Consider the following 21,773-nt stretch of genomic DNA (forward strand, 5'->3'; position numbering starts at 1 on the left):
ACACAAAATTAAAAATATCTTATACAATATAACCAAACAGAGAGGAGCAAACACAAATGAACGATTTTACATTCCAGAATCCAACGACTTTAGTCTTTGGTAAAACAAGTACAGACCAATTACCAGATATGATTAAAAAATTTACTGATGGTAAAAATATCCTTATAACTTATGGTGGTGGCAGCATTAAGAAGACAGGTCTTTACGATCGTGTAATTAAATTATTAGAAGGATTCAACATATTCGAACTAGCTGGTATTGAACCCAACCCACGTCTTTCAACAGTTAAGAAAGGTGTACAGGCAGTTAAAGAGAACAATATCGACTTTATATTAGCGGTTGGTGGGGGTTCAGTTATTGATGGTACGAAATTAATCGCAGCTGCTTCAACAAGTGACGTTGATCCATGGGATATCGTAACGCGTAAAGCAACAGTTGAAAGTGCGATTCCATTCGGTACAATATTGACAATTTCAGCAACAGGTTCTGAAATGAATGCAGGCAGTGTTATTACAAACTGGGAAACGAATGAGAAATTAGGATGGGGATCACCTTTCGTTTATCCTAAATTTAGTTTATTAAATCCAGAATTATTATACACATTACCGAAGAACCAAACAGCAAATGGTATTATCGATAGCATGAGCCACTTATTAGAACAGTATTTCAATGAAGCAACAAATACTGAAATTGGCGATGCAATGATTAGCGGCGTAATGAAATCAATTATGATGGCTGGTCCAGTTGCAATGGAACAACCTGAGAACTATGAAGCACGTGAGACAACAATGCTTGGTGCTACTGTTGCATTAAATGGATTTATGCGTATGGGATACAACGGTGACTGGGCAACGCATAATTTAGAACATGCAGTTAGTGCGGTTTACGATATTCCTCACGGTGTTGGTTTAGCAATCATCTTCCCTGAGTGGATGCGTTACGTTAGCAAGAAATCTCCAGCACGTTTCATTAAATTTGCTGAAGATGTATTTAATGTTGATCAAAATCTTTCTGATGAAGAGAAAATCAATTTCGGTATCGATGCAATTTCAGATTTCTGGTCATCTCTTGGAGCTCCAACGAAATTATCTGAAGTAGGCGTGAAAGAAGAAGACTTAGAAGTATTTGCAGATAAAACATTAATTTACGGACCATATGGTAACTTCTATAAATTACAAAAAGAAGATATTATGGCGATTTATAAAGCGGCATTATAATGATTTTTAAAACAGGCAAGTCTAAATTAACTTAGACTTGCCTGTTTTGATTTGTGCGAGTACGGATTGTGTACTCGTACCGTTCTCATTTATTCTTCTTTCAATGGCTGATTTTGGCTGTAAAATAGTATAAATCTCATCATTAATTTCCGGATGAATCGCTTGATAATGTTCTAACGGTACGTCTTGTAAAAAGATATGCTTCTTAATACATTCTCGTACGAGTTTTCCTGTAATCGCATGTGCTTCTCTAAATGGTATCCCAAATCCAGCTAAATAATCCGCAAGTTCTGTCGCATTAGAAAAGTCTTGTTCGAGTAATTGTGCGATATGCCCTTTATTAACTGTCATCGTCGCTATCATACCACTGAATATTGTTAAGCTATCAATACACGCTTCAATCGAGTGAAAGAAAGGTTGTTTATCCTCCTGCAAATCTTTATTGTAAGCAAGTGGCAATGCTTTAAGTGTCATTAACATACCGATATAGTTACCTGCGACTGTGCCAGACTTACCACGTACGAGTTCAGCCATATCCGGATTTTTCTTTTGAGGCATTATTGATGATCCTGTAGAATACGCATCACTTAACGTTATGTAGTTGAATTCATGCGAACACCATAATATAATTTCTTCAGAAAATCGTGATAAATGCATCATAACGAGATTGATATTATTCATTGTTTCCAGAATATAATCTCTATCACTTACAGCATCTATACTGTTTGGATAGACTGAATCGAAATAGAGTAAATCTTTCGTTTGCTGTTGATTAATTGGATATGTTGTACCCGCTAGTGCACCAGATCCAAGTGGCGAAACATTAATACGTGCTAAACTTTCGGTCAGTCTTTGTTTATCACGCTCAAGCATCCAGAAATATGCCATCATATGATGTGCGAACAGTATCGGTTGAGCACGTTGCAGATGGGTATATCCAGGTATAATCACGTCGATATGTTGCTCAGCACATTGTATTATACTTCGTTGTAATTGATTGATTGTATCTATGATTAACTTTACTTTTTTATTCGCATATAAGTGCATATCTGTAGCGACTTGATCATTTCGAGAACGACCTGTATGTAATTTTCCAGCAACAGCACCAATGCGCTCAGTAAGTAGATGTTCAATATTCAAATGAATATCTTCATATTGTGATGAAAATGTAAGTTCATTGTTTTCATATGCTGCTACCAATTCTTTTAAGCCACCTTTAATTTGCTGGGCTTCTTCTTGTGTAATAATGTCGCAATCACCTAACATCGTCACGTGTGCGATACTTCCTTCGATATCTTCATAAAATAACGCCTTGTCGACATCAATAGACTGGTTAAACTTTTCAACGAGTTTATCCATAGAAGCTTCAAAACGGCCTCCCCATAATGCATCACTCATTGAGATCACCTCTATATACTTCTGTCGCAAGTTTCGTAGGTAATTCATAAATTTCAATAAAACCAACACTCGCTTGTTGATTAAACGCATCTTCTTTCGTATAAGTTGCAAGTTTTTCGTTATATAAAGAATTATCACTTTTACGTCCAACAACTGTAATATTCCCTTTATACAGTTTTACTTTTACTTTTCCATTCACATATTGTTGCATATCGTTCAACATATTTTTAATGTGTTCTGATAATGGAGAGAAGTAAAGACCGTTATAAATCAAATTTGCAAATTGTTGTTCAATATAAGGTTTAAAGTGTTGTACATCTTTAGTTAATGTGATCGTTTCTAATGCTTGATGCGCTGCTAAAATTATCATTGCACCTGGTGCTTCATAGACTTCACGTGATTTAATACCGACGAGTCTATTCTCTACGTGATCAATACGCCCAACACCGTGCTGTCCCCCTAATAGGTTTAACTGTTGAATCAATTTATGAAGCGGTAATGATTGACCATCTATCGCAACCGGCAGACCTTCCTTAAATGTGATCTCTAAATAAAGAGGTGTGTCGTCCGCTTCCTCAGGTGACTTCGTTAATTCATAGGCATCTTTTGGCGGTTCAATATACGGATTCTCTAAAATGCCACACTCATTACTTCTGCCCCATATATTCTGGTCAATAGAATATGGTGAATCTAAATTAATAGGAATGGGAATGTTATGTTCTTTTGCATATTCAATTTCTTCTTCACGACTAAAGCCCCAATCACGAACAGGTGCCAGTGTCTTGATGGCTGGATCTAAACTGTGTATCGCCACTTCAAAACGCACTTGATCGTTTCCTTTCCCTGTACAACCGTGTGCAATATACTTTGCCTGATACTTATGGGCAACTGCAACTAATTCTTTTGCGATAAGTGGGCGACTTAATGCAGATATTAATGGATATGTATTTTCGTATAAAGTATTACCTTTAATGGCATAGCTTAAATATTCTTGTGCGTAAACATCTACTTTATCCAGCATTATTGATTCAATTGCGCCGACAGTGAGGGCTTTGTCTTTAACGGATTGTAGATCTTTCCCTTCTCCAACATCAAGACAGCATGCAATAACGTCATATCCTTTTTCAATTAACCACTGTATAGCAACACTCGTATCTAAACCACCTGAATAAGCAAGTACAACTTTTTCTTTCATTTCAATCTCTCCTTTATTTATGTTTTGTTAATTTTATTAATTTTTATTAACTATTTTGAATGAATATACATAACAGACTAACAAATCAAATTATAATAATCAAGCTAAATATACTGAAAATCGTATAAATATTAGTTTGTTATGCTTTATTATCATAAAAGTATCGTCTAAAGTAATATGATTTTAACAACAAACAAAATGTCATAAAATATTAAAATTTATAAATATGAATACGTTTACAAAATGCGATAACATTGAGATGTACCTTTGGATAGAGTACAATGAATGTGAATTTATAAACAGGAGGACTTACAATGACACATATTAAATTTGATTACAGTACAGCTTCATCATTCTTTGGGTCACATGAATTAGACCAAATGCAATCCATCGTAAGTAATATTCACAGTACAATTCACGAAGGAACGGGTGCTGGTAGTGACTTTTTAGGTTGGGTTAACTTACCGAAAGATTACGATAAAGAAGAATTTGCACGTATTCAAGCAGCTGCAAAGAAGATTCAATCAGATAGCGAAGTATTAGTTGTAATTGGTATTGGTGGTTCATATTTAGGTGCACGTGCAGCGATTGAAATGTTAAACAAACACTTTGATCACTTAAAGTCTGAACAAGGAAAGCCACAAATCATTTTTGCGGGTCATCAATTATCATCGTCATACTTAAGCGACTTAATCGAATATGTGAAAGATAAAGACTTCTCAGTCAATGTCATCTCTAAATCAGGTACAACAACTGAACCAGCAGTTGCATTCCGTGTATTTAAGAAATTATTAGAAGAAAAATATGGTAAAGCAGGCGCGAAAGAAAGAATTTATGCGACTACAGATAAGGCAAAAGGTGCTTTAAAATCATTAGCAACAACTGAAGGTTACGAAACATTTGTCGTACCGGATGACGTAGGCGGCCGATTCTCAGTATTAACGGCTGTTGGGTTATTACCGATTGCTGCTAGTGGCCATGATATTGAAGCAATGATGCAAGGTGCGGATCAAGCGCGAGTTGATTTAAGTTCAGATGAATTACAGAAAAACATTGCTTATCAATATGCTGTGATTCGTAATGTACTGTATAACAAAGGTTATACAATTGAAATGTTAATCAACTATGAACCAAGTCTTCAATATTTCAATGAATGGTGGAAACAATTATTTGGTGAATCAGAAGGGAAGGACTTTAAAGGAATCTATCCATCAAGTGCGAACTTCTCAACTGATTTACATTCATTAGGTCAATATGTTCAGGAAGGTCGTCGTGACATCTTCGAGACAGTTGTTAAAGTTGCAAACCCTCGTGCTGATATTACAATTGAAGCAGATGAGAACGATTTAGATGGTTTAAACTTCTTAGCAGGTAAAACGTTAGACTTCGTAAATACGAAAGCATTCCAGGGTACGATTTTAGCGCATAGTGATGGTGGCGTGCCGAACTTAGTTGTTGAAGTGCCACAACTTGATGCGTTTACATTCGGCTATATGGTTTATTTCTTTGAATTAAGTGTTGCGATGAGCGGTTACTTATTAGGAGTGAATCCATTCAACCAGCCAGGTGTTGAAGCATATAAACAAAATATGTTCGCTTTATTAGGTAAACCAGGCTTTGAAGATAAAAAAGCAGAACTTGAAGCACGATTAAAATAATAATTTATTAATGCCAAGAAGCTGGGACAGAAGTCCCGGCTTTTTTAATGCACTTTCATCTAAATTTCGATAAAATAAGATGAGAGTAGGTGGCGTTGATGGATTTTATTATGCACTATTTTAGTGAAGAAGCGATACAAAGCTATTTTGACACGTTCAAGTCATTCGGTATTATCATTGCCTTTTTATTACCGTTTATTGAAGCGTTTTTACCTATATTACCGATTGCATTATTTGCAATTATTAACGTCAATACATATGGTCTATTTATGGGTTTTATCATTACGTGGCTCGGCGCTTTTTGTGGTGCTTATATCGTGTTTTTAATCGTGAGAAAGTATGGTCAACATCAATTTCTTAGGCATTTAAATAAACACCCCCATACGTTAAAGTTTATTCGGCGTGTCGATGAAAAAGGTGTGATGCCGTTATTTCTACTGCTCTGTTTCCCGTTCACACCGTCCAGCGTCGTAAATGTTGTTGCGGGATTAAGTACTGTGAATAAGAAAGCGTATTTAATCGCAGTGATGTGTAGTAAAGCGGTCATGCTCATTATGTTAAGTTTCATTGGGAACGATATTTATTCCTTTGTCCGTGAACCGAAAAAGAGTATAATTGTTGCTATAGTATTATTTATATTGTGGGGATTAGGAAAAATAATTGAGCGACAAATGACACGCAATGAGGTGCATAAATGAATGTGAAAAGATGGCTCATTGCTTGTATTTCTGCGCTTTTGTGCATTGTCTTTATACGGTCTTTTATTATTTCTAATTACATCATAGATGGGCACTCTATGGAACCGACACTCAATCATAAAGATCGCGTGCTCGTCAATCAATGGATGGATATTTTTAGACGACCACACGTCGATGATATATATTTTTTTAAATTGAATGCCAATGATGTGATGGTGAAGCGGATTGTTGCAACACCGGGTGATACGATTAAAGTTGATCGAGGCGTCCTTTATGTGAATGACAATCGAACACGTTATCACGATGCATCGCTTCAAGCGCTCGTATATGAAGCATCCCATGATAGAACAGTAGAACAGAACTGCTATATCGTGTTAGGCGATCATCTGGATGAAAGTATGGATTCCAGAACATTTGGCTGTATTAAGCGAGAACAAATGATAGGCAAAGTAATCTATACGTACTGGCATAATAAAAATTAAGAGGTGGCAATTTGAAGAAAGAAATTTTAGAATGGCTGATTGCTATCGTTGTTGCATTAGCCTTAATATTTGTTGTAAATCAATTTCTTTTTGTGACATATACCGTAAAGGGCAGTTCGATGGACCCGACACTTAAAGATGGTGAAAAAGTAATTGTAAATAAAATAGGCTATACACTTGGTGATATTCATAAAGGTGATATTATCGTCTTCCATGCCGATAAGCAATATGATTATGTGAAACGTGTCATCGGACGTGCAGGTGATACTGTTGAATATAAAGAAGATGACTTATTTGTTAATGGAAAGAAAGTAGAAGAACCGTATCTTGAAGAAAACAAAATAGCAAAGACCAATATATTACTTACAGAAAATTTTAGTGTCAAAGATTTAGTGAATACTAAAGGAAAAGATACGATTCCGAAAGGGAAACTTCTCGTTTTAGGCGATAATCGTGAGATGAGTAAAGATAGTCGATTTTTCGGTTTGATTAACGAAAAGGATGTTGTTGGTGAAGTGACATTGCGTTACTGGCCATTCAGCGCATTCCATTATAATTTTGATCCAAAGTAAAGCGCCACGCACTTTTTATAATTTTAATTATAAAAAGTGTATTTTTTTTAGGAGGCAACGAAGATGACCGTTAACTTTTTATTAGGAAGACGTGGAACAGGCAAGACTCATACAATTATCGAATCAATTAAGACAAAGCTAAAACAACAGCCTTTAGGTGATCCTATTATTATGATTGCGCCGAGGCAAAGTACATTTTCGATAGAACAAGCGCTAAGTCATGATTCATCGATTAAAGGGAGTATGCGAACAGCAATTTACTCATTTGACCGATTGTACTGGCGTTTAAAGAGCGAACTAGGCGGTGTGGATTTAACACCGATTTCTAAAGCAGGCATTGAGATGATGACGTATGATGTGATGATGCAACATCAGTCCTCGCTCAAACGATTTCAAACGTCAAGTCAATATTATGGTTTCAGTCAGAAATTATCTCAGACGATTAGTGAACTAAAGAAATATAACGTATCAGCTACGCAACTTCATGCGGTAGCAGATGGCCAACTCGATGTTCGCACGCAAGATAAATTGCACGACATCGCACTCGTTTATGATGCGCTGAATCAAGCAATGCACAATGAATTTATGCAAAGTGAAGACACGCTATACCATTTAATTGATTTAATTAATCAATCTGATACGATACAACACGCGGATATATATATTGATGGTTTTTACAACTTTACGACGATTGAATATTTAGTCATTTTAGCGCTTTGTCAACATGCGAAGTCTGTGACGATTGCATTAACAATCGATCCGGAAGTACCTGGTGATTTGTTCCGCAAAACGAAAGAAACATACGATAGTATCATTGCGTATTTAAATGACGCTCACATTGACTACGCAATACAGCCAATGCAACATAGACATCGATATCAAAATCCGGCACTTCAGCATTTAGAAAGTAATTTTGATGCACTGCAAATAAGTGATACGCCTCAGGACAGTATAACGATTCTAGAAGCGGAAAGTGTACAGGCAGAAGTCAATGCGATTATGCATAAAATATATAATTTAGGTAAAGAGAATTACCGTTATAAAGATATGGCGATATTATATCGTGATGAAGCTTTTGCAACAGCATTGATAGAACGAGCTCAAATATTGCAAATTCCATATCACACGGATAAGAAGGAATCGATGCATCATCATCATAGTATTGAATTAATCCGTTCATTACTCGATTTCTTTAAGCATACATATCAAATTGAGCATTTTTTTAGAGCGTTAAAGACAGGTTTAGTGTCGAAAAGTGTCGATATCAATCATCATCAATTTGTCGATATGCTTGAAAATGTCATGATAACACGAGGCATGCATTACAAAGATTTAATTGAGAAAAGAAAATTAAACTATAGTAAAGAGGATATGTATTCGACAGAAGTATGGGATCAATTCTTAATATATGTTGACCAAACGGTGACGTTAATTGAAGAGTTAAGACAATCATTAATAGCAGCAAGTGATGCTAAATCGTTTGCGACAGTGTTATATCAATTTTTATTGAAGATACAACTCCCAGAATATTTAATGTCAAACAAAGAGAAAATGCGCGATAGCGGCCAGAACTATAAAGCGTTGGAATTTGATCAATTGCTCACAGGTATCAATCAAGTACTCGATGATTTCGTACAAGTGTTGCATGATCGTACATTATCTTATGTAGCGATGGCTGAAATATTAGATGTTGGTTTTGAGGCGCTTGAATTTAGTGCAGCACCACAAGGTCTGGATCAAATTCAAATCTTAAATATGGATTTAGCGAAAGTTGAAAATAAAAAAATTGTCTTTATTTGTGGTTTTAATGATGACATATTGCCACGTCGAATTAAAGAAGATGCGATTATTACAGACAACGAAAAGCGCGAAATCTCTGATATTGGGGGATTGAAGCTCGCTCCAACGACTGACCTATTAACACAGGATGAACGATTCGTGGCATATATTGCTATGACACATGCAACGGATCAATTATATTTATCCTATAGTTTAATGAATGCATCATACGAAGCGATGCGTCCTTCGCCATACGTGAATGACTTGAAAGCATTAAATTGTGTAACATTTAAATACGCGCGTGACTTTGCACCAAACGAATTAATTACGACCATTCCAACGGGGATTAGTACCGTTGCGCATCATTATGAAACGCAAATCTGGCAACCGATTGTTCAATATTATAAAACGCATGGTTATGCTGATATATTTGATTTAAGTCGTTATCGCAATCAAACTGAACCGTTGCAGCGAGCTCATGTCAATACATTATATGGTGACGTCATTAAAGCGAGTGTTTCGCGCTTTGAGAACTTTAATCAGTGTGCCTTTAAACACTTTGCTGGCCATGGTTTACGATTAAGACAACGTGACAACTTTGAACTACAAAGCTTCCAGCTCGGAAATATTTATCATGAAGTACTTGCTTATTTAGGTGAAATATTCAAAACACAATTATTCACTGTTTCAAAAGAAGATATCCGTCAAGCCATACGCCAATATTTGGCGCAACATTTACCAGCTGTTCAGTTTGAAATCATGTATTCTAAACAACATTATCGCTTTATGATCTTAAAGATTGAAGCTATGCTGACAGACACTTTTCTGATGATTCAGGCACATCAGAAACAGAGTCAATTTAAGATGTCGAAATTTGAAACACGTTTCGGTAAGAATGGCGCGTTAAAGAGCCAGCACCTTGAATTATCAGGTGGAAAGCGCATAGAAATTAGCGGACAAATTGATAGGATTGATATATTAAAGCAACTGGATCATGATTATGTATCGATTATTGATTATAAATCAGGGCATACGAAACTTGATTTGCGTAAAGTATATTACGGTATTCAAATGCAAATGATGACGTATATGGATGTCGTATTACAAAATAAATCCGCACTCGGCTTAAAAGACAATACAATACCTGCGGGCATGTTGTATTTCCATGTCTTTGAACCGAAGCTTAAACTCGATAGTAAACGTGATTTAGATCAGGATTTAATCCAGAGACGTGCAGCGCAATATAAAATGGAAGGCTATATCATCGATGATTATGATGTGTTACCTTACTTTGATGAACTGATTACAGAAACGAATAAATCAGAAGTGATTCCTGTCAGCCTTAAAAAGTCAGGGGAATTTACAGCAGCGTCAAAAGTATTACCAGTAGAAGTATTGCAGCGCTTTATTCAGCACAATCGAAACAATTTTAAAAGTACCGCTGAAAATGTACTCGCAGGTGATTGCAGCATTAAACCGTTATCGTACGACAATAAATTACCGTGTGATTTTTGTGAATTTAAAGCAGTTTGTCATCTTGATCCGATATTAAATGCTGAAGATATTCGTAAGAAAGATGAAAAGCTCGATCCAATTGAAGCGTTGTTGAAAGGAGAACAAACAGATGGCCATGACATGGACGAAAGATCAGCAACAGGCAATTGATACATTTGGACAGGACACGCTTGTTTCTGCAGCTGCGGGGAGTGGTAAGACGGCTGTCCTTGTAGAACGTATTATTCGAAAAATCATTGACAAACAAATCAATATCGATGAAATGCTTGTTGTTACCTTTACAAATGCAAGTGCGAAAGAAATGCGGGAACGTATTCATGCACGTTTAATCAATGAGGTGAAAGACAATCCGACAGAACATTTGAAACGTCAACTTGTGAAGATTCATCAGGCAGAAATATCGACTTTGCACCGATTCTGTCTGAACTTAATTGAAAAGTATTATTACACAATTGATTTAGATCCTACATTCAGGACGGGTAATGACGAAGAAATGTCGCTACTACTGATGCAGGCAATAGATGACGTATTAGAACAAGCTTATGAAAGTTTAGACGAACATCAGTTAAAGCTCATTCTTCATTTAACGAATGAGCGTAGTGATGACACTTTACGTAAATTGCTGGAGAAGATGTATTACTATGCTATTGCAAATAGTGCACCCGATGAGTGGCTCAATGCAATAAGCAATGCATACAAAACGGCAAACGTTCATGATGCACATTTTGAACAACTGAGCATACTCGTAAACAATACTTTACAACAAGCCCGTCAGTTAATTCGTCGCGCTGAAAATTATTGTATCAGTGAAGCATTTGATAAGACATTATCGTATTTACAGGACATAGATGCAGCACTTGAAATGCCGGATAACCTTGATGCTCAGTTTGAAAAGATTCAAAGTATACAATTTGGCAGAAAGCCATCTGTGAAGACAAGTGATGATCCGGAAGCGAAAGTAATGAATATGTATATTACAAATGATTTAGCACAAGTGAAATCCATGATCGCCGATTTACAATCACTTGTTTACGCGCCACCTGCTGAAATGGCAGAAGATATTCAGGCGATGTACGGAGAAGTTTCGGCGCTCACGTTATTAACAGAACTAGTCATTGATCGGTTCAGTCAATTAAAACGTGAACGTAAAATTATTGACTTTAGTGATTATGAGCATTTCGCTCTAAAAATATTATTAAACAATAATGAACCGACAGAAATTGCACTGAACTTACGTGACCATTACCATGAAATATTAGTAGATGAGTACCAGGATACGAATCGTGTACAGGAAAGTATCATCCAGGCGATTAAGAAACATCCCGAATCACAAGGGAACTTATTTATGGTAGGTGATGTGAAACAATCGATTTATAAATTCAGACAGGCCGAACCGGAATTATTCTTGCAGAAATACGCCGATTTTAAAGCGAATCAAACAGGTAAGGTTGTTGAATTATCAAGAAACTTCCGCTCACGTGTATCGGTCATTGAAGATACGAATGCCATCTTTGAACGTATTATGGATGCCACAGTTGGTGATATCGACTATGATGATGCACAAAAGTTATATTACGGTGCACCTTATGATGAATTACCGCAAACGACAGAAATGGTTGTTATTAATAAAGAAGATGTCACGCTTGAACATGCAGAAAGTCATTACATAGCACAGCGTATTGAACAAATTGTGCGTGAAGAGCAAGTATATGATGTCAAACTTCAAGCCTACCGTAAAGCGACGTATAAAGATATCGCAATTCTTGAGCGTGGTTTCAGTAATGCGGTAAATCATATGCAAGTGATGAAGTTATATAATATTCCGTTCCATGTCAGCAGTAAAGAAGGTTATTTTAAGACAGATGAGATTGAATCGATGATGAGTTTATTACGCGTTATCGATAATCCATTACAAGATATTCCGTTAGCTGGCGTCCTGCGCAGTATCATTTATCAGTTCAGTGCAGATGAATTAGCTGAAATACGTGGTAATGATACGACGATATATTTGTACCAAAATTTATTACAGTATCAAGAGAGTGGACAAAATGACGCATTAAAAACAAAAGTAAATAAAGTATTAAGTGATATTGCCGATTACAGACAGTGTCAGCAAACAATGAGCGTCGGACAATTAATTGCCTATATTTATGAGGATACGCATTTTATAGAGAAGTATTTGTTATTAGCTGGTGGACATCAACGAGAAGCGAATTTAAAGCGTTTGTTGAGTTTAGCTGATCACTTTGAACAGTCGAGTTATCGCGGGATATTCCAGTTTATCCGATATATTGATAATATGCTGCAGCATAATAAAGATTTCGGCGAAGTGAATATCATTTCAGATGAAGCGGACGTTGTGCGAATGATGACGGTTCATGCTTCGAAAGGTTTAGAATTCCCATTTGTAATATATGCAGGATTAAATAAGAAGTTTAATTTAAGAGATACGCAATCGGAAGTGTTGCTCGATCAACGTTTGGGACTTGCGATCAATTATTATGATGCCAGTGCGAATGCATCATTTCCGTTAATGTTAAATGGAGTGTTTAAACATTATTTAAAGCTATCACAAATTTCTGAAGAACTGCGCTTAATGTATGTCGCATTTACGAGAGCGCGTGAGAAGTTAATATTATTAGGTTCGATTAAGTCTGAAGAAGCAATGGATAAGTTTCGCAATATTGATATGGATCATAAGCTTGATTTGTTTTACCGAATGAATGCTTCATCTCCTTTATCATTTATATTACCAGCTATCCTTCAGCCGGATGCACCGTTAAATATTGCAGTGCAAATGATATCTTCACTTACATTACCTGAAGCAAAGCAGTTTGCTGACACAAATGAATCAGCAGCAACAACGGTTGAATGGCTGGATGATTTAAATCAGTATGAGTATCGATATAAGCATGAATTTACTTTACCAACGAAAGAAAGTGTGTCGGATATTAAGAAAGCGGAAGCTGACGATGAACGTATGACCTGGACATACGTAAATCAATATAAGCTTGGGAAGAAGCAATATGATCGTCCGAAATTTATGGCTGAACAGAAAAAGACAGCGCAGGAAATCGGGACGTTAATGCATTTAATCATGCAACATTTACCACAACAAAAGATGACGCAACAAGAACTCCATGTGTTCATACAAAGTTTAGTTGATAAAAGACTCATTCAGGCGGAAGATGTGCCATTTATTAATATTGAACAAATTCATACGTTTATGCAATCCAACATATTTGACATGATGATAAATGCAGAAGAAGTATATCACGAATTACCGTTCGTTATCGGTAAGCAATATTTAGTGGATGCGCATCCAGATCAACTTGTTCAGGGGATGATCGACTGCGTATTTAAATACGATGGGCACTATTATATGCTGGATTATAAGACGGATAAAGTGATTCAGCGTTTAGGCCTTTCAAAAGAAGCAACGTTACAATCAATGGCAGAAAAATATACGATACAAATGAAATATTACAAGGCAGCGCTTGAAGCAGTACTGAATGTGCAAGTGACACCTTATTTATATTTCTTTGAAGGTGGATTAGTAGAGGTGACAGTATGAGGCAGTGGCTTGTTTCTGGATTGTATGCAATACCGTTAATTTTATACACATTAAGTGCTGCCTATTTTATGAATCAACCGATAGAACTGATTAATCCATTCGAATATTACAACGCGATGGAATTACCAACGATGGCACTGTACATTTTGATGATTCTATTGATAAATGTAAGTATGATTGGATTTATTATCGGATATCACAGTCAACAAATAGAACGCTTTACTATGAAGACGCTAATTATATTTGTCGTGTTTGGATTATGTTTGTCATTATTAATGCATCGTATGAGTATTATTTTGTGGATTGCATTAGCATTGGTGATTGCCAGAATACTTCGTGACAAACACTTAAGCCAGATGAAGTTATTATCTATTACGATGGGTATTTATAGTATTGCAATTTTTGTTGTGATCATTCCTGTGGCGATGATGTACTGGGATTACGAATCATATTTGAATATTAATCAATTCCAGAAATTCATTGAGGTAAACAATAAACATCACATCGTTGACTATATTATGCTGAATATCGATTACTTTATTCATCATTTGGCGTATTACTTATTCGTATTCATCACTGGACTGATGCCTGGCATGTTGATGGGACAATATCATGCTAAGCAACGCGATAAATCTATCAATATGATGATTCAGGCATTGACTGCACTCATCATCGGCACAACTTTGAAATTAATGGTATTTAAAGTATCATTATTATTTCTGCAGTTTATGCTAACATTGACAGGATCAAGCTTACAAGGGCTAGGACTCATATTGATGGTGTTGATTTGTGTGCAATATTTTGAACAGCAACAGGCAGTACCAACATTTCACATTTCATTATTTATTGCGATGATACTGTTGGTTGATGGTGTTGTGTATGCGTTGTTTACGGGAATCGGCAAATTACCGTATCCAGCTCAAACGATTGTGCAGTTATTACAGTACTCAATCATTGCAGGTTGCGTGTTTGCTTTCATTTATGTTGTGCTGAATGTGATATTGATTAAAAGAAATCACATTAAATAAACATAAAAGCATGAAAGATATTCAAATATTCTGTATAATAGGGACAACATAGAAGAGGAGTGTTGATGAATGAAGTTTTTAACATTTAAGATCAATGATAAAGTAACGTACGGCGTTAAAGTGAAACGTGAAGATGCAGCATGGGATTTAGTGAAAGTATTTGCAGACTTCAAAGAAGGGGATTATCCTAAGACGTTACTTGAAGCGTTGCAACAAAATAATACAGTCGACTTTCAGGAATTAGTACGCGCTACAATTGAAAAAGTAGAGGCATCTGATAAGAAAGCCGAATATAAGTATGATTTCACTGCAATTCAATTCTTACCACCAGTTACACCAACGAATAATGTGATTGCAGTTGGCCGTAACTATGCAGAACATGCTTCTGAATTAAATAATGAAGTAGACAAATTATATGTATTTACGAAAGCACCGTCAAGCTTAATTGGAGATGGTAACGTCATTCCTTCACACAGTGATGTAACAAACGCTCTGGATTATGAAGGAGAACTTGGAGTAGTCATTGGTAAATACGGACATAAGATTCCGAAAGCAATGGCATTAGATTATGTGTATGGTTATACAATTATTAATGATATTACAGCACGTGACCTACAGAAAGAACATTCACAAGCATTTCTTTCTAAAAGTTTAATCGGTGGCTGCCCGATGGGACCATATATCGTAACGAAAGATGAATTACCTGCACCGGAACATGCGAATATTGTAACGAAAGTGAACAATGAAATACGTCAGGACGGTAATACGAAAGATATGGTATTAAAGATTGATGATTTAATTGCTGAGATTTCGAAATATGTTGCACTGCATCCAGGCGATGTGATTGCAACAGGTACGCCTAGTGGTGTAGGTGCAGGGATGAACCCACCGTTATATTTAAAACGCGGTGATGAAATTAAAGTAACAATTGACGGTATCGGTACGTTAATGAATACTGTTGGAGAATAAACAGACGAATAAGACAGCATCGGAATGATATATGATGCTGTCTTATTTATATGGATAATGTTTATGTAAAGTAGGGAAGTGTCGTGGGAGAGAAAAAGCGGTAATATCGCTCCCTCGTATATTAAATAAATGCCGACTGAGCGATAAACAACCCATACACATGTTCATTCATACACATTATTCACTTAATTTTAAATTGTATGGTAAACTATATGAGTATGAAATATAAATTAGGGGGAACATATATGATTAATGGTATGTTACATTTACACATCATGAGCTGGGTTGTTTTATTAATTGTCTTTTTTGCGGCATATGAAAATTTTTCAGATCGTTTAGGACCTAGCCAATACTTTAAACCGTTAATGATGCTATTACGTGTATTTGCATTACTTGCTGTAGTCAGTGGATGTTACATCTTCTTTAAAGCAATGAACGCAGATGCTATGCTCTATGGTATTAAATTCTTATTTGGATTATTAACAATCGGATTAATGGAAATGACATTAGCACGTAAGAAAAGAAAGAAACCATCAAGAAACTTTTTCTATATGGTGATTGTAGCAGCGATTATTACAATCGGCTTAGGTGTACATTTACCGTTAGGCCCAATTACTGCAATGTTTAAATAATGACTTAAGAACCTCAAATGTTTGAGGTTCTTTTTTGATTCGTGAACTTTTTATGAATTTTAGCCCAATGTCATTTTATTTTAGTATAATCAAATGTAACGACTAAAGTGAGGTAATGAATTATGAAGAAACTTGTTTCATTGATTGCAGTAATGGCATTATTATGGACAATGAATAATAGTGCTTATGCAGCGCAACAACCGGATTTACGTATATATAGTTTAATCGTTGACCGATTCATGAATGGAAATGAAGATAATAATAAACATATTCATAATGAAAAGGATGACAATCTTCCGTACGGTGGAGATTTCAACGGTATTATTAATAAGATGGACTACATTCAAAACATGGGATTTAACACGATTCATGTTTCACCAGTATTTGAAAAACAGCAAAAAGATTATTTAGGCTATAAAGTTAAAAATTATGAAACAATTGATGCAGTGTATGGTGGCGAAAATCAGTTTAAAAAATTAGTCAAAAAAGCCCATGATCAGCATATGAAAGTATATGTTGATATGCCGGCAGTTGTAACGGAAGGCTATTCGGCGGCTACAAATACAAAAATGAACAATATTCAGCAAACATATTTCAAAGATACAAAAATTATTGATTTAACGAATGCTGCCAACCAGCAAAAATACAAACAAACCATTACAAAGTTTGTTGAGCAATATCATATTGATGGTGTTTCAATGTATGTGATGCAGGACGGCGTTGATGCGAAGGCTATCTTCCCGGACAATGTGGATACGATTGCAATCTTAAATGAAGATATACATGTAGAAGGATTCAAACATGTACAGAAATTAGCAACGACAAAAGCGTTAGCGAATGCATTTAAGACGACAGATCAGAAGATTCCAGATCATTATGATGCTAATGAATTACTGGCAAGTGACAATTTCTTTATGCAACGCTTTACTAAATATGCAGCAGATGAGAATATGTTCCCGGGAACGCGCATTAAACAATTAATGAGCTATTTAATGATTCAAAAGATGCCAATCAGTATGACATATGGCACAGAAATAGCTATGAACGGGGATAAAGCGCCGGATATGCACCAGTTGCTTGATTTCCGAGTGGATAAAGAAGTAATCGATTATTTAGCTGAAACGCACAAAGTATATGAGAAATATAGTGAAATGTTTGATGGTACATCAAAAGTGATTTATAACAAAGATGGTAATCAATTGATTTATTTTAATACGAACAAAGTAGATTTTGTATACAATATTAATAATACGAGTAAAGCGACAAATGTTCAGCTTAAAGCAGATCAAGTACCGAAAGATAAAATGTTAAGCGGATTATTGATTGGTGACCGTGTACGATTTAAAGATCAGCATTTCTCATTAATTACGAACCGTGAAGAAGCAGAATTATATGCGATTGTTAAAAATCAAGGCTTTAATAACGGTTATTTAATAGCTGCTGGTACTATTATCGTATTATTTACAGCATTTATTATCGGCGCATCGCGTAACAGAAAGAAATATTTAGCAGAGAGGCAGTCGAATGGGCGTTAAGACGCAAGTAAACTGGAGACAAAGCAGAAAAATTGCTCTTTGAATTTGAAAGCTTTGTCGAAGTTTATCAGGCGTCTGCCCATGAGACGCCGTTTAGAGGCAGTCGAATGGGCGTTAATCTCTAAACTAATTCAATTCAAAATAAAAAACCGCTACGGCGGTTTTTTTATTTTGTCTCAGCTTTATATCCAATCATATTCACAATATCTTTTGGACTGCTGTAAACAGGACTATAAGCAATTTCGATATCTTTTAAATCATCAATCGTTAATTCACCGATGATCGCTGTAGCAATAATATCGATTCTTTTATCGACACCTGCCTTACCATATGCAGATGCGCGAAGTATTTGTCGTGTCTTCTTATCGAAATAAACCGATAATGTTAGGGGTGTCGCATCAGGCATATAGCCTGCATGTTGCTTCTGCGTTTGACGAATGACTTCATAATCGAAGTGTTCGAGCAAATCCGGTGTAATACCAACACTTGAAAATGTATAGTCAAAGAGTCGAATAATATTTGTACCAAGTAATCCTTTAAAGCTTTGCGCTTTTGGTTTGACGATATTATGCGCAATGATATTTGCTGCACGATGCGCTCCCCATGCTAAAGCAATTTGTGCCGGATAATCAACATGACGATATTTCGTTTGAATAGCATCGCCTAAAGCATAAATGGATGCATCACTTGTTTCAAAATATTCGTTCACTTGAATATGTCCGCTTTCCGTTAATTTAATGCCACTCGTTTGCAGAAATCCCGTATTCGGTTGAATACCTATCGCTGAAATAATCATATCATAATTGAATTTTCGACCGGATTTAAAATGAACCGACTTGCCATCTAATGCTTTCACTTCATCGCTTAACATCACACGAACAGCGTTGTTCGTTAATAAATCAGGTATCGTTTCTGTCATATCTTTATCGATAGACTTTAATAAATGGTCACTGCGATGGACCATTGTTACATTTAAGTCACGGTGCTTTAAATTCTCAATAATTTCTAAACTGATATAACCGGCACCAACAACGAGTATATCTTTCACACCTTCAGTCGAAATATAATTATGAATTCGGTCAGTATCTTCTAAATTACGTAATGAAAATACATGCGGTGCATTTAATACAGGTAACGTAATTTGCGATGCACCTGGTGATAACACTAAAGTATCATAATGATCTGTGAACGTCTTATTGTGTGCAATGTCTTTTACGGTAATCGTCTTGTCAATCGGATTCACTTGCATCACTTCATGATATGTCTTTACCGTTATTTGCTTATCATTTTGAAATTGTTCCGGTGTTGTTGCAACAAGTTGATCGCGAAGTGACACTTCACCGCCAATGTAATATGGTAAACCGCAATTTGCAAAGCTCATATCTCTGTCTTTTTCGTAAATGATAATTTCGGCGTCACTTAATCGTCTTAATTGAGATGCAACCGTTGCACCCCCTGCGACTGCGCCGACGACAATCACTTTCATCTTATCGCCTCGTTTCTGTTTGTTTTCAATACTTTAATCAACGATTATTACGCTATATTAAAATAGCGTGCTAAATATTTACCGATACCGTCTTCATTATTCGTATCCGTAACATCATCTGCAACGTCTTTTAACGCATCAATCGCGTTACCCATCGCAACACCAGTACCTACAAATTCAATCATTTCATGATCATTATCTTCATCACCAAACGCAATCGTATGTTCTCGTTTGATGTTTAAATAATCTAATGCAATTTGGACGCCGACAGCTTTATTAATCCCTTTCTTTACGATTTCTATTACCGGGAATGGTGCGCCCCAGCGACGATGTTCTAAATGTTCTGCATAAACATTATCCAGATGCTCATAAATACCAGGAATTTCCCTTTCTTCGGCCTGAATTAATATAGAAGTTGGGGGTTCTTTAATACTGTCGAGTAAATTCCCAACTTCAATCAATGGATTCCCCATACTGAATCCTTCAAATAAATATTCATCATGGTAGTGTAAATAGACGTTATCTTTTACTTCTGCAACGATATTTTGAATATTTAAATGTGGGATTTTCTCAAAGATTTCACGCGCCACTTGATAATCTAAAGGCTGGTGAAAGGTTTCAAACATCATATCTTTCGGATGATGAACGAAAGCACCATTGAAATTAACAATCGGTGTATCAAGACCAAGCTCTGTATAATACACTTGGCTGGCACGATAAGGTCGTCCCGTTGAAATCATAAATTTATGACCTAAAGCTTGTACTTTTTGAATGATTTCTTTCGTGTATGGTGTAATTTTCTGATGTTTATTTAATAAAGTACCATCTAAATCTAAACAAATTAAATGCTGTTCCAAAGTAACGTCTCCTTTAATCATGTATATGAAATATATTATTTGAATTGAAAATGATTTTTGATATAGTAAGATTATAACAAAGATTGAGGTGATATGAATGGATGAAGCAATGAAAGATAGTTTGATGGGCGCACTGGAAAATGTAATCGACCCTGAATTAGGTATAGATATTGTGAACTTAGGTTTAGTATATCACGTGGATATGGATGACGACGGTTTAGTGACAGTTGACATGACATTAACGTCAATGGGCTGCCCAATGGGACCACAAATCATCGACCAGGTGAAGACAGCACTTGGTGAATTACCAGAAGTGAAAGATGTTGAAGTTAACATCGTCTGGACGCCAGTATGGTCGAAAGACATGATGAGCCGCTACGCGAAGATTGCGTTAGGTGTATCTTAATCAACATGAAAAAAAAACAGAAATCCGATTATCGGCATTTCTGTTTTTTTGTGTTCCATAATGGATATTATTCAATTTTACAAATGTTAACTGGACAGCTATCGCAATTAATTTGTTGCTTTAAATAATCAATATCTTTAATCGTAATACGTTTACCTTTCGTTGCAATAATATCATTCGCTTTTAATTCACTAATGATACGATTAACACCTTCACGTGTTGTACCCCCGAAGTTAGCAAGTTCATTGTTCGTCATATCAATCGTCAGTTGTATACCGTCCTCAGTCTTAACACCATATGAATTCGATAAGCGGATTAAAGTTGAATAAACGGCACCTTTTTTTCCTATCGTATATAAATCTCTTAATTTATATTCCTGTTTTTCATTTTCATTTTGAATCCATAACAACCATTCATAATTGAGGACGTCATCATTTAAGATGGCATTTTCAAATTGTTCAATATCAAGTTTATAAACTGATACTTTCGTCTTTGCTTTTGCAAATAACGAATGTTTCCTCGTTCCGCAAAATAATGTTGTTGCACCAAATATATTTCTTGGTCCGAGTAGTTTCAATGAGAATTCCTTACCATCTTCTAATACACGATGAATCACAACATTGCCACTTTTAATGATATAAATTGCGTTCGCTAAGTCTTCAGCTTGATAAATATATTGATGTTGATCAAATGTTTCGAGCTTACCTTCTTCTGTTATGTAGTTAATTATACTGCTTGCTTCGTGGTATTCAGCTTGTACCATTTGTCTCAC

The 21,773-nt window shown here is 35.9% G+C and carries 17 protein-coding genes; 12 read left to right on the plus strand and 5 right to left on the minus strand.

What is annotated here, in order from left to right; genetic code table 11:
• Positions 1 to 56: 56 nt before the first annotated feature.
• Positions 57 to 1,217 (plus strand): iron-containing alcohol dehydrogenase, encoded by a 1,161-nt coding sequence (locus OCL94_RS01405; RefSeq protein ID WP_262993791.1) that lies wholly within the window; start codon positions 57 to 59, stop codon positions 1,215 to 1,217.
• A 21-nt stretch (positions 1,218 to 1,238) separates the two neighbouring features.
• Here the strand turns inward: OCL94_RS01405 and argH are convergent, their stop codons facing one another.
• Positions 1,239 to 2,615, minus strand: coding sequence for an argininosuccinate lyase (gene argH / locus OCL94_RS01410; RefSeq protein ID WP_262993792.1), 1,377 nt, complete (start codon positions 2,613 to 2,615; stop codon positions 1,239 to 1,241).
• On the minus strand, positions 2,608 to 3,810 hold the full coding sequence (locus OCL94_RS01415; protein ID WP_262993793.1) for an argininosuccinate synthase: 1,203 nt from the start codon (positions 3,808 to 3,810) through the stop codon (positions 2,608 to 2,610). Before OCL94_RS01415 ends, argH begins: the two co-directional genes overlap by 8 nt.
• Before the next feature lie 314 nt (positions 3,811 to 4,124).
• On the opposite strand from OCL94_RS01415, the gene OCL94_RS01420 reads away from it, so the two are divergent.
• The 10 genes from OCL94_RS01420 (at position 4,125) to OCL94_RS01465 (ending at position 18,252) form a co-directional block, all read left to right on the plus strand.
• On the plus strand, positions 4,125 to 5,468 hold the full coding sequence (locus OCL94_RS01420) for a glucose-6-phosphate isomerase (RefSeq protein ID WP_262993794.1): 1,344 nt from the start codon (positions 4,125 to 4,127) through the stop codon (positions 5,466 to 5,468).
• A 98-nt stretch (positions 5,469 to 5,566) separates the two neighbouring features.
• A complete protein-coding gene (locus tag OCL94_RS01425; protein WP_262993795.1) occupies positions 5,567 to 6,166 on the plus strand; it encodes a TVP38/TMEM64 family protein in 600 nt (199 codons plus the stop codon).
• A complete protein-coding gene (gene lepB, locus OCL94_RS01430) occupies positions 6,163 to 6,648 on the plus strand; it encodes a signal peptidase I (RefSeq protein ID WP_262993796.1) in 486 nt (161 codons plus the stop codon). Before OCL94_RS01425 ends, lepB (OCL94_RS01430) begins: the two co-directional genes overlap by 4 nt.
• An 11-nt stretch (positions 6,649 to 6,659) precedes the next feature.
• Entirely contained in the window at positions 6,660 to 7,220 is a 561-nt protein-coding gene (gene lepB / locus OCL94_RS01435) for a signal peptidase I (protein ID WP_262993797.1), read from the plus strand.
• Positions 7,221 to 7,283: 63 nt separating this feature from the next.
• Positions 7,284 to 10,664, plus strand: a complete 3,381-nt coding sequence (gene addB / locus OCL94_RS01440) for a helicase-exonuclease AddAB subunit AddB (protein ID WP_262993798.1) — start codon at positions 7,284 to 7,286, stop codon at positions 10,662 to 10,664.
• Positions 10,624 to 14,088 carry a helicase-exonuclease AddAB subunit AddA gene (gene addA, locus OCL94_RS01445; RefSeq protein ID WP_262993799.1) on the plus strand — a complete coding sequence of 1,155 codons (3,465 nt, stop codon included), beginning with the start codon at positions 10,624 to 10,626 and terminating at the stop codon, positions 14,086 to 14,088. Before addB ends, addA begins: the two co-directional genes overlap by 41 nt.
• Positions 14,085 to 15,116, plus strand: a complete 1,032-nt coding sequence (locus OCL94_RS01450; RefSeq protein WP_262993801.1) for a hypothetical protein — start codon at positions 14,085 to 14,087, stop codon at positions 15,114 to 15,116. Before addA ends, OCL94_RS01450 begins: the two co-directional genes overlap by 4 nt.
• A gap of 69 nt (positions 15,117 to 15,185) precedes the next feature.
• Positions 15,186 to 16,085: a fumarylacetoacetate hydrolase family protein gene (locus OCL94_RS01455; protein WP_262993802.1), complete on the plus strand. Its 900-nt coding sequence runs from the start codon at positions 15,186 to 15,188 to the stop codon at positions 16,083 to 16,085.
• Between the two features lie 245 nt (positions 16,086 to 16,330).
• On the plus strand, positions 16,331 to 16,717 hold the full coding sequence (locus OCL94_RS01460; RefSeq protein WP_262993805.1) for a YisL family protein: 387 nt from the start codon (positions 16,331 to 16,333) through the stop codon (positions 16,715 to 16,717).
• Positions 16,718 to 16,839: 122 nt separating this feature from the next.
• Positions 16,840 to 18,252: an alpha-amylase family protein gene (locus tag OCL94_RS01465; protein ID WP_262993807.1), complete on the plus strand. Its 1,413-nt coding sequence runs from the start codon at positions 16,840 to 16,842 to the stop codon at positions 18,250 to 18,252.
• Positions 18,253 to 18,418: 166 nt separating this feature from the next.
• Here the strand turns inward: OCL94_RS01465 and OCL94_RS01470 are convergent, their stop codons facing one another.
• Positions 18,419 to 19,738 (minus strand): CoA-disulfide reductase, encoded by a 1,320-nt coding sequence (locus OCL94_RS01470; RefSeq protein WP_262993809.1) that lies wholly within the window; start codon positions 19,736 to 19,738, stop codon positions 18,419 to 18,421.
• Between the two features lie 47 nt (positions 19,739 to 19,785).
• Positions 19,786 to 20,595: a Cof-type HAD-IIB family hydrolase gene (locus OCL94_RS01475; protein ID WP_262993811.1), complete on the minus strand. Its 810-nt coding sequence runs from the start codon at positions 20,593 to 20,595 to the stop codon at positions 19,786 to 19,788.
• A gap of 97 nt (positions 20,596 to 20,692) precedes the next feature.
• Here OCL94_RS01475 and OCL94_RS01480 point away from each other — a divergent pair, with 97 nt between their 5' ends.
• Positions 20,693 to 21,001 carry a metal-sulfur cluster assembly factor gene (locus OCL94_RS01480; protein WP_262993813.1) on the plus strand — a complete coding sequence of 103 codons (309 nt, stop codon included), beginning with the start codon at positions 20,693 to 20,695 and terminating at the stop codon, positions 20,999 to 21,001.
• A 67-nt stretch (positions 21,002 to 21,068) separates the two neighbouring features.
• Here the strand turns inward: OCL94_RS01480 and OCL94_RS01485 are convergent, their stop codons facing one another.
• Complete coding sequence (locus tag OCL94_RS01485; RefSeq protein ID WP_262993815.1) at positions 21,069 to 21,764, minus strand: Crp/Fnr family transcriptional regulator; 696 nt, start codon at positions 21,762 to 21,764, stop codon at positions 21,069 to 21,071.
• Positions 21,765 to 21,773 lie beyond the last annotated feature (9 nt).

It is taken from the genome of Macrococcus capreoli (genome assembly GCF_025628935.1).
Taxonomy (GTDB): domain Bacteria; phylum Bacillota; class Bacilli; order Staphylococcales; family Staphylococcaceae; genus Macrococcoides; species Macrococcoides capreoli.